This window comes from Bradyrhizobium sp. (genome assembly GCF_049581145.1).
GTDB lineage: Bacteria > Pseudomonadota > Alphaproteobacteria > Rhizobiales > Xanthobacteraceae > Bradyrhizobium.
Genome location: NZ_JBAURI010001340.1, coordinates 1 through 2,196 on the forward strand (window position 1 = coordinate 1; position 2,196 = coordinate 2,196).

The 2,196-nt window shown below is 59.3% G+C and carries 3 protein-coding genes; 2 read left to right on the forward strand and 1 reads right to left on the reverse strand.

Annotated features, from left to right (window positions below):
* Positions 1–240: 240 nt before the first annotated feature.
* Positions 241–435: a hypothetical protein gene (locus tag WCB02_RS42635; protein ID WP_423969217.1), complete on the forward strand. Its 195-nt coding sequence runs from the start codon at positions 241–243 to the stop codon at positions 433–435.
* 109 nt (positions 436–544) lie between these two features.
* Here the strand turns inward: WCB02_RS42635 and WCB02_RS42640 are convergent, their stop codons facing one another.
* On the reverse strand, positions 545–745 hold the full coding sequence (locus tag WCB02_RS42640) for a hypothetical protein (protein ID WP_423969213.1): 201 nt from the start codon (positions 743–745) through the stop codon (positions 545–547).
* Positions 746–901: 156 nt separating this feature from the next.
* Here WCB02_RS42640 and WCB02_RS42645 point away from each other — a divergent pair.
* Positions 902–2,196 (forward strand): cache domain-containing protein (locus tag WCB02_RS42645; RefSeq protein WP_423969215.1); only part of this gene is annotated, 1,295 nt, incomplete at its 3' end.

Below are 2,196 nucleotides of genomic sequence, written 5' to 3' on the forward strand. Positions count from 1 at the left end.
TACAGGGGCCAAGGCGCCCCGATTCTGATCTAGCGCAAAAATGAAGCGGCCCGATAGCCTTGTGCCTCCGTCATCCAAGGCCGGGATCCGGGTCCCGCATTTTGACCGGAAGCCGGGCTTCGCGACCATCAAAGGGAGTCACGGGACCCTAGTATCGAACCTACCGTCGAGAGAACGCCCGTTCCGAAGGTGCCGCTTGATCCCGACATTGCCGACACGGCACCGAAAATTTGGACGTTGATGCTTTACGACGAGGAACACGTTGTTACCTATCTGCGGGTGCTCGACGTAAGCGCCGAAGGCGCCGCTTGGCGCGAGGTCGCTCGCATCGTGCTGCACATCGATCCCGATCGCGAACCATATCGCGCGGTAAGCGCCAGAGGGCACTCGGTCAGCCACAGGTCACGACGCACCGGATCTCGATGCTCTGCCTGAGCGGCGCATCCGATGGGACTTCGGGAGATCGAAGGCCGAATGGGGTGCGAAGCGAGCGGCCCCGCTCACTCGGAGCTGCGGGTTTCGGGTCGGCTTAGAGACTAAAAGTTCATGCTTGCTTCACCTTCGACGACATCGGGACAATCGAGATCGTCCAGCGGGTGGGATCGCGCGCCTCCCGTTCAACAACCGATCGCACCAGTCCGGTGATGGTCGCGCCATCGGTCTCAACGGCGGCGTGCTTGCCGTTGTACTGCGCCACCCGAAAACGCTGAGCCACTTTTGGATCTACCGTTTCGAACTTGAACATCTGACTCTCCGACGCACCTCCTTTTGCACATCACGGTTAGTCGGGTGTAAAGATCGGAGACCGCAGAAGCACGGCACCTCTTTGGCAATACTTTGCTCGCATCGGCCAGGTCGACGCGGCGCCCAGCGCTATTGTCGCGCGTTGCCGTTAGGCGCAATGGACGCAAGCGGCAGGAACTTTGCCATCGTGATTCGACCGCGATGGCGTACTCGATGTCCAGGCTGCGCAGCGAGAACATCTCAGTCTATAAGGCTTTTTCAATCAAAAGGCCCCTACGCTGTTGCAAGAGGACTAACCGTGGGGAATTCTCAAATCGCGCTCGACCGATCCGGCTCTAGACCAGCTTGGGCCGGACAACTCGGTCCGGAAACCGGCAAAGCCACGCATTCGAGACTCGGCATTATCTCCATTTTGCTGAGCGGCATCTTGCTGATCGCTGGCATCGCGATCGGCACCGCGGTCATGATCAACAGCTTTCGCGAACGCGCGATCATGGTCAGCGCGCGTGATCTTGAGAATACCACACTTCTGCTCGCCCACCATTTCGACCAGAAATTCGAGGACTTCGCCGACGCCCAAGCGCATCTGGCGCTGCGGCTCTCGATTGCCGAGATCGCCTCGCCTGAGGAGTTCAGGCAGCGGCTGTCCACAGATGCCATCCACGAGCTCTTGCACAGAGAAATCAGCGAAGCCTTCGACACCGGCGATGTCTTTCTGTACGGTTCCGACGGTCAGCTCATCAACACCTCGCAAGCTGGGGCCCTTCTTGATATCAACATCGCGGATCGCAGCTATTTCCGGTCGTTCAAGGCCAATTCGGCATCGGCGACTACCCTTGCGGAATCAGTTGTCAGTCGGGTCACCGGCAAGCCGACCACGATCCTCGCCCGCAGACTGACGAACGCGAATGGCGTCTTCCTCGGGGTCATGGTCAGACGGGTCGATCCGCATCAGTTTGAGAAATTTCTGGACACGCTGGATCTTGGCAATAGCACCATCATCTCGATTGACGGCGTCAGCGGCGAACTGCTGTCACGGTTTCCCCATGTCGATGAGATGACCCGAAAGAACGTCCGCTCGGCACCTATCTTCCAACAGGCCATCGCGAACCCTGGAGAACCTGCGACACTGCGCTCCATCAGCCCGGTCGATGGCGTGGACCGCATAGCTTCCGCGCGCCAGATGCACAATTTTCCCCTTGTCATCGTCACGGCAATCACGACCGATGCTGCACTCGCAGACTGGCGCGAACAGACCAGGCTGCTGATCGTGGTCGCCTGCCTGGTGACGGTCGTGATCGTCGCCATCTTCCTGTTGATCGGCTGGCAGATGTCGCAGGAGAGACGGGACTCCGAGCGACAGCTCGCGCTCGGCAAGCAGCGTCTCGATACCGCGCTGAACAACATGTCGCAGGGCATCTGCCTGTTCGATGCCGACAAGAATCTGCTGAT

Bases quoted from the DNA above. Each gene is read 5' to 3' on its own strand.
- WCB02_RS42640 (WP_423969213.1), bottom strand. From the start codon at position 745: ATGTTCAAGTTCGAAACGGTAGATCCAAAAGTGGCTCAGCGTTTTCGG.
- WCB02_RS42635 (WP_423969217.1), top strand. From the start codon at position 241: ATGCTTTACGACGAGGAACACGTTGTTACCTATCTGCGGGTGCTCGAC.